The organism is Alcanivorax profundi (assembly GCF_003597125.1).
Lineage (GTDB): Bacteria > Pseudomonadota > Gammaproteobacteria > Pseudomonadales > Alcanivoracaceae > Alcanivorax > Alcanivorax profundi.
This window is the reverse complement of sequence record NZ_QYYA01000202.1, coordinates 1-366: the sequence shown is the minus strand read 5'-3', so window position 1 is coordinate 366 and position 366 is coordinate 1. Positions and strand designations below refer to the sequence as shown.

Here is a 366-nt window from a genome sequence, read left to right as displayed (position 1 = left end):
ACCTTTGCACCGAAAACAAGTTTCTTCAAACAGCATAGATTAATGTATAAAAGAATAAGAATTATGAAAAGATTAGCATTCATCATGATGGCATTGCTCCTGGCTCTGATGCCGGCAACAGCACAGAATTATCGTGACAGCAGATATTACAACAGCAGGACAGACCGTCTCGACTACCGTTACAACTACGGCAGCCCGTATTACGGATTCCGCATCGGTCCTGCCTTCACCTTTGTCAATTCCGACGATTCCCGTCTGGATGGTGGCGACTGGCAGACCGGCCTGAATGTGGGCGTAGTAGCCGGCATTCCATTGACCGACAGCGCCCCACTCTATCTCGAGACCGGACTTTCGTATATAGAGAAA

General features: G+C 48.1%; 1 protein-coding gene. It reads left to right on the top strand.

The window, feature by feature from the left end; all coding sequences use genetic code 11:
- Positions 1-63: 63 nt before the first annotated feature.
- Positions 64-366: hypothetical protein (locus D4A39_RS19485; protein WP_199699517.1), on the top strand; the 303-nt coding region annotated here is incomplete at its 3' end.